The 6,646-nt window shown below is 41.9% G+C and carries 7 protein-coding genes; 1 reads left to right on the top strand and 6 read right to left on the bottom strand.

What is annotated here, in order from left to right:
• Positions 1-76: 76 nt before the first annotated feature.
• Positions 77-394: a DUF960 domain-containing protein gene (locus tag WKI42_RS09125; RefSeq protein WP_000886037.1), complete on the top strand. Its 318-nt coding sequence runs from the start codon at positions 77-79 to the stop codon at positions 392-394.
• 45 nt (positions 395-439) lie between these two features.
• Here WKI42_RS09125 and folB read toward each other — a convergent pair whose 3' ends face one another.
• The 6 genes from folB to WKI42_RS09155 all read right to left on the bottom strand — a co-directional run bounded on the left by folB (position 440) and on the right by WKI42_RS09155 (position 6,646).
• The gene (gene folB / locus WKI42_RS09130; RefSeq protein ID WP_112444655.1) at positions 440-1,252 is read right to left on the bottom strand and encodes a dihydroneopterin aldolase; all 813 of its coding nucleotides are present in this window, start codon (positions 1,250-1,252) and stop codon (positions 440-442) included.
• Between the two features lie 158 nt (positions 1,253-1,410).
• Positions 1,411-1,965 carry a GTP cyclohydrolase I FolE gene (folE, locus tag WKI42_RS09135; RefSeq protein WP_000380912.1) on the bottom strand — a complete coding sequence of 185 codons (555 nt, stop codon included), beginning with the start codon at positions 1,963-1,965 and terminating at the stop codon, positions 1,411-1,413.
• Entirely contained in the window at positions 1,946-3,268 is a 1,323-nt protein-coding gene (locus tag WKI42_RS09140) for a folylpolyglutamate synthase/dihydrofolate synthase family protein (RefSeq protein WP_368081759.1), read from the bottom strand. The genes folE and WKI42_RS09140 overlap by 20 nt, the downstream gene beginning before the upstream one ends.
• Position 3,269: 1 nt before the next feature.
• The gene (folP, locus tag WKI42_RS09145; RefSeq protein ID WP_368081760.1) at positions 3,270-4,250 is read right to left on the bottom strand and encodes a dihydropteroate synthase; all 981 of its coding nucleotides are present in this window, start codon (positions 4,248-4,250) and stop codon (positions 3,270-3,272) included.
• A 165-nt stretch (positions 4,251-4,415) separates the two neighbouring features.
• A complete protein-coding gene (locus tag WKI42_RS09150; RefSeq protein WP_368081761.1) occupies positions 4,416-5,123 on the bottom strand; it encodes a lysostaphin resistance A-like protein in 708 nt (235 codons plus the stop codon).
• Between the two features lie 104 nt (positions 5,124-5,227).
• Positions 5,228-6,646 carry an NCS2 family permease gene (locus tag WKI42_RS09155; RefSeq protein WP_000359256.1) on the bottom strand — a complete coding sequence of 473 codons (1,419 nt, stop codon included), beginning with the start codon at positions 6,644-6,646 and terminating at the stop codon, positions 5,228-5,230.

Raw genomic sequence — 6,646 nt, forward strand, 5'->3', positions numbered from 1 at the left:
CTTTTCAAAAAATCACCTTTTCTTGATTTTTAATCCTATTTGCTGTATGATAAGGGAAAAGAAAGGGGGCAGAAATATGGCTTTTACCAATACCCAGATGCGGTCGGCTAGTTTTGGCATTGTTACCAGCTTGCCTGATGATGTCATTGACTCTTTTTGGTATATTATTGACCACTTCTTAAAAAATGTCTTTGAATTGGAAGAAGAACTTGAGTTTCAATTGCTCAATAACCAAGGAAAAATTACCTTCCACTTCTCAAGTCAACACCTCCCTACAGCCATTGATTTTGATTTTAACCACCCTTTCGACCCTCTTTATCCCCCGAGAGTTCTGGTTTTAGATATGGATGGTAGAGAGACTATCCTCCTCCCAGAAGAAAATGACCTATTTTAAAAACTCTAGCCTTCAGTTGTAAGTGACTGAAAACTAGAGTTTTTTCTATTGTTTCAAAGCATTATACAAGTTGCGAATAGGTTGCTTTAATATCGGATGGATAAAATGAGGCGCAATTTCTTGTAGAGACTCAAGAACAAAAAAGCGTTCCGCTATGTAAGGATGAGGCAAGATGAGGTCGTCTGTATAAAGAATCTGGTCCTCCACAAAGAGCAAGTCCAAATCAATCAAACGAGGTCCCCAATGCACTTCTCTCACCCGTCCCATCTCTGCTTCAATGGTTAACAAGGTTTCTAATAGCACTGGGGCAGGCAACCAGGTTTCTACTTCAACCACTTGATTAGCAAAGATATCCTGCTCAACACCACCCCAAGGCTCCGTCGTCAATACACTGGACTCTTTGAGAATATGGATACCTCGATTTCGCATGTTCTCAATGGCTTGCTCCAAATTCGCTTGTTTGTCTCCCATATTGCTTCCTAGGGCGATAAAGGCCCGTTGCTTGCGGCGATGAATAGTCACTGAGCAAGTGTCTAATGGCAAATGAACCGGTGCCCAAGGTTTTTTGAGTTCTAGCTTTATTTCTTGGACAAGAGGATAGACCTCAAAAGTACGTTCTACCAGTTTGTAGGCTACCGTTTCAATCAAGTCCTCAGTTGTTTCCTGAAACCAAGCCGTCCACTGCTGACACAGTTCTCCATAATGGACAGAGGCTGTCAAATCCAAGTCTGTAGCCGCCTTGGTCATATCATAGGATAGGATGGCTGAAACGACAAACTTCTGCCCCAATTCCTTCTCACTAGGAAAAAGACCATGATAGGCAAAAATTTCCAAATCCTTAATCTGCAGTTGATCCATAATGATTCCTTTCTAGAAAAATCCGCCCAAAGCGGATTCTTTTTATACTCAATGAAAATCAAAGTGCAAACTAAGAAGCTAGCCGCAGGCTGCTCAAAACACTGTTTTGAGGTTGCAGATAGAAGCTGACGTGGTTTGAATTTGATTTTCGAAGAGTATTATAGTCCCATTAAACGATAAGCCTGATCTCTAAGGTCCTTATCTGTTTCAAATAGACCACGAGCTACTGTCGTCAAGGTTGCAGTGCCTGGTTTTCTGACACCACGCATACTCATACACATATGTTCTGCCTCAATGACAACAAAGGCTCCCTTAGCTCCTAGATAGTCCATCAAGGCATCGGCCACTTCGATATTCAAACGTTCTTGAATTTGTGGTTTTTTAGAATAAACTTCAACCGTACGGGCTAGCTTAGACAAACCTGCCACACGACCATCTGGAATGTAGGCAATATGCGCTTTCCCATAAAATGGCAAGAAGTGGTGTTCACACATGGTGTGGAAAAAGATATCCTTTTCTACTACCATGTTGTCATCAATAATCTCAAAGGATTTTGACAAATGTTCCTCCGCTGTTTGACCAAGACCTGAAAAAATCTCTTGGTACATACGGGCTACACGAGCAGGTGTTTCCTGCAAGCCTTCGCGGTTAGCGTCCTCTCCGACAGCCTCGATAATCATTTTCACAGCTGCTTCAATCTTTTGTGTATCCATTCTCATTCTTCCTCTCCATCAGATAGGCTCTCACTTGGCTCAAGAAATACAAGGAACCTGTGACAATCCTAACTGTTTTTTTCTCTTCTTTTTTATCTGTTAATTTTTTCTCTAGAAAATCCTGCCAATCTCTGTAGCTGAGATTTCTAGACTTAGCTGCCTCTTCCAGCACACTTTCATCAGTCGCCCGACTATCGTCAAAATGTGTCAGAGTAAGCTCGGTATCTGGGATTTGCTCCAACAAATCCAACATATCCTCCAAGGCCTTGGTTTTGATACAAGTAAAGAGGATTTCCTTATGATAATCCGCAAAGCGTTCTTGCAAGGTTGCTAATAAAGCCTTGATAGCATGGGGATTGTGGGCTCCATCCAAAATCATCAAGGGATCTCTTGACACGATTTCCAAACGTCCCGGCCAACTTGTTTCTTCCAAAGCTTGAGCAAGCAGGTCATTGCTTGCTAGTTCTCGCCCATCTTCTTGACAAAAAGTATCAAGTAAAGCTATGGCCATCCCAGCATTCTCTATCTGGTGCAAACCAAGCAGGCCAGTCTGGAAGCGACCTTGTCTGACAGAACTGGTATAGTCAAAGACTTCCCCTGTCACCACACTTTCTTGATGACGAACCTGATAATCTGTCCCGTAGGCAAGTCTCAGCGCATTTTTAGCTTCTGCAATAGAGTCAATCACAGCTAGCGCTTCTGGAGCAATGCGACCTGTCACCAAGGAAATACCTTGTTTGATAATACCAGCTTTCTGCTCTGCTATAACTTCCAAGGTATCACCAAGTAGGGCTACATGATCCAGTCCAATAGTCGTGATGCCTGTCAAAATAGGCTGACAGACATTGGTACTATCTAAAAGCCCACCCATGCCGACTTCCATGATGGCCACATCTACTTGCTCTGCGGCAAAGTAATCATAGGCTATAGCTGTGATTATCTCAAACTCGGTTGTTCCCTGTAATTTTGCAACCGATCCCCCCTCAATCAAAGATTGATAATCTGACATAAAGGCTTCTAGTCTAGCCTCTGGGATAGATGCCCCATTGATGCTAATCTGGTCTGTATAATGAATGAGATAGGGCGAGCTGAACACACCTACTCTCAGGCCTAGCTTTTCCAGCATATTTTTCAAAAAAGCAATAGTCGAACCCTTGCCATTGGTCCCTCCGATATGGATGACCTTGAGTTTGAGATGGGGATTGCCACGCAAGGCTAGGAGTTCCACCATGCGTTCCAAGCCAAAATGTGGTTGGTCCGTCCGGTAGTTGGCAATCCACTGATTGTTTTCAATTTCTTTCATCTTATTTATATTGTTTTAAATTTAGGTTTTCTGCATCTTCAGCTAGACGAATAGCGGAAGCAATTTCAACTGCCATCTTGTGACTGGCTACGTCATGCACGCGCACCACTTCCACACCCTGTCTAGCAGCGATACTAGTTACATGAGCAGAAGCCGTGTCCCGATTGCGAAAACCAAGTTCTGTCTCAGGATTGACTTCAAAACCACTTTCTTCAAGGATATTGATGACAAATCGCTTACGCGAAACTCCAAGAAAGATTTGATACCCCTTCTGATGTAGTTTATCCAGATCCCGTAAAAGAAGCAAATTTTCTTTCTTGGTCAGACCAAAGCCAATTCCTAGATCCAGCAGGATATTTTCTGGTGCAATACCCGCTTCGTCCGCTCTCGCTAAGGCTCTGTCAAAGAAAGCCTCCATTAACTCTTCGATTGGCAATGTTTCAAAGTCAGCTAACTCTTCCACTGTAAAAGCTTGTCCAAAACCAAAATGAGGAAATATGAGCGAGCTAGGATGCTGAGGTCGCGCCATGACTGGATTAAACATAATGACTACTTTCGCACCAGCCTTAGCAACCACATGGGCCATTTTCTCATCACCCATAAGACCAGTGATATCATTGACTAGATTGGCACCAGCAGCCAAAGCAGCCTCTGCCACCTGACTTTTCCAAGTATCAATAGAGATGAGGACATCACTTTCCTTGCGAATCGCTTTAATCACTGGAACAACACGCCGGATTTCCTCTTCTATCTCAACATAGCTACAGCTACTGCCCGGCCGAGTCGATTCTCCACCGATATCTAGCATGCTGGCTCCTTCTGCTATCAATTTACGAGCCTGCTGGAGCGCCTGCTCAAGCGCAAAAAATTGACCACCATCCGAAAAGGAGTCTGGGGTTACATTGATAATTCCGCAAATAGCTGTCTTTGCATGATTGGCTGTACTTGACATATCGGTCACTCCCTCAAGGCTTTTCACCATATTATTTCTCTATTTTACCATAAAAAGAAAAAGATGGACACGATTGAATTCATCTTTTTAACAGTTGAAGGAGGCAATTTCTCCCTCAAGAAAAATTGCTTCCATTTAGCAGAACCATTTCTCCCATTTTTAAAATATTGCCCTTAACTTTTAAAGTAGAGAACCTTAAATAGGCACACCAAAGGTTCTACTAACAATAATCACAAGTGCAAACAAACAAAAGACTACTCCGTTAACAATCATATGAAGTAAGATAGACATTTCTAAACGTTGGGTTTTATAGACAGTCCACGTTAAAACCGATGACATGCCACCATAGATTAAAAGAGAAGGCAGATTTGTTGGTAGATGCAGCAAAGCAAATACAATTGCACCTATTATGTATCCCAAATTTTCATTTCCTCTAAAAATCTTTTTAGGAATTATACCTCGACATAAAATCTCCTCACAAATAGGAGCTATTAGAACCAGTAAGAAAAAACTGGAAATTAAGGAACTATTCTGGAGCAAATCATTAATATTTGATTGATTGCTGGTTGTTGTTTCATTCATCAAGTGCAGTAAGACCACACCAAGAATATTAAAGGCAAGAATCACTAGATAGCTTAAGGCCAATCTAGCCAAATCCTTAGCCTTGAAAAACGATAAACCAAAACTAGCCAACTGTGTTTTCCTAGCACCTATTATAAATACAGTTAAAACCACAAGAGATAAGGCCCCTACTAATAGTCCCGTTTGAAGCAGTGGAAATTTTCTGCTAGTTAGAAAAGTTGCTAGGGCTAAAGGAAACTGAGAAAACAAAAGCCCTACTAGAAAGATTATTAACCACTTCCCCCGGTTTAATACTTCACCCCAAATATTCTTTTTTATCATCAATCATACTCCTACCATTCAATCAAAATCACCTACCTAGTTTGAAGCAATTTTCAAGTAACTATAATATAAAAAGGGGAGAACCCCTTTTTATATTATAGCATTTATAGGGCCATGCTGATGTAGTTCAGGATAAACAAGGCATCCAAAATCCAAATCATGACATGAACATCTTTAGCTTGACCTTTGACAAGCTTAGTCAAAGTGTAAGTCAAGAAACCAACTGCAATCCCTTGAGTGATAGAGTAGCTGAATCCCATAAAGATAGATGTGAAGAAGGCAGGAACCGCTTCAGACATATCATCCCAATGGATATTTTTCAAGCTAGCCAACATCATAATCCCAACGATAATCAAGATTGGAGCTGTAGCGGCTGTTGGTACAATCGCTAGAAGTGGGCTAAAGAAGCTTGAAATTGCAAAACAGATTGCCACGACCAAGGCTGTCAAACCAGTACGTCCACCTGCACCGATACCAGCAGCAGACTCAACATAAGTCGTTACGTTCGAAGTACCAGCGATGGCACCAATTGAAGTACCAATCAAGTCAGAGTAAAGAGCCTTATCCAACTTAGCTGATTGGTGATTTTCACCATTTGTCGCTACGATACCAACTTTCTCACCTGTACCGATCAAGGTACCAATCGTATCAAAAATATCTGTCAATGAGAAGGCAAGAATGGCCATCAGAGTTTCAGGCAAGCGAGCTGTATCTGAAATCAAAGCTCCCAAACCTTCTGAACCAAGAGCTGCACCAAAGACTGTCTTCAAGTCTTCAAAGGCTGCACCAACATGATTATTAGCAAAATCGATACTAGACAAATCTACCAAACCAACTGCGATAGCAAGAACAGTTGTTGTCAAGATAGAGAGGATAATTCCCCCTTTAATTCCTTTAATGACAAAGAAGATCGTAATGGCAAGTCCTGCAAGAGCCACCAAAACAGCTGGATTATTAAAGCTGACCAATCCTGGAACTGCTGAAGCATTTGCTGTAATCGCTGCTTGAGCCTTATCAGCCCCTTCTCCTGCAACCGTGTAGTTCCCTGGATCAATAGAGAATTTCAAAAGTCCAGCATTCTTAATTCCCACGTAGGCAAGAAAGACACCGATACCAGCTGAAATTGCTGAGCGAAGGGCATTTGGAATCGATTCAATGATCATTTTACGAACATTTGTCAAGGTAATAATCAATGAGATAATTCCACAGATGAAGACCATAGCCAAGGCTTCTTGCCAAGAATAACCAAGTCCAAATACGACTGTAAATGTAAAGAAGGCATTGAGTCCCATACCTGGCGCTTGAGCATATGGCAAGTTAGCATAGAAGGCCATCATCAGGGTACCAGCAACTGCACCGATAATCGTTGCAAGGAAGACACCCTGAGCAGGCATTCCTGTTTGCGAAAGAATTTGTGGGTTTACAAAGAGAATATAGCTCATTGCAAAGAAAGTTGTTAAACCAGCGAGAACCTCTGTACGAACGTCTGTACCGTTCTCTTTTAGTTTAAATAATTTGTCCAT

This window comes from Streptococcus pseudopneumoniae (assembly GCF_038148935.1).
Taxonomy (GTDB): Bacteria; Bacillota; Bacilli; order Lactobacillales; family Streptococcaceae; genus Streptococcus; species Streptococcus pseudopneumoniae_U.

Coding starts and splice junctions, on each gene's coding strand:
- folB (WP_112444655.1), bottom strand. CDS start 1,252: ATGGATCAACTGCAGATTAAGGATTTGGAAATTTTTGCCTATCATGGT.
- WKI42_RS09140 (WP_368081759.1), bottom strand. CDS start 3,268: ATGAAAGAAATTGAAAACAATCAGTGGATTGCCAACTACCGGACGGAC.
- WKI42_RS09125 (WP_000886037.1), top strand. CDS start 77: ATGGCTTTTACCAATACCCAGATGCGGTCGGCTAGTTTTGGCATTGTT.
- folE (WP_000380912.1), bottom strand. CDS start 1,965: ATGGATACACAAAAGATTGAAGCAGCTGTGAAAATGATTATCGAGGCT.
- WKI42_RS09150 (WP_368081761.1), bottom strand. CDS start 5,123: ATGATAAAAAAGAATATTTGGGGTGAAGTATTAAACCGGGGGAAGTGG.
- WKI42_RS09155 (WP_000359256.1), bottom strand. CDS start 6,646: ATGGACAAATTATTTAAACTAAAAGAGAACGGTACAGACGTTCGTACA.
- folP (WP_368081760.1), bottom strand. CDS start 4,250: ATGGTGAAAAGCCTTGAGGGAGTGACCGATATGTCAAGTACAGCCAAT.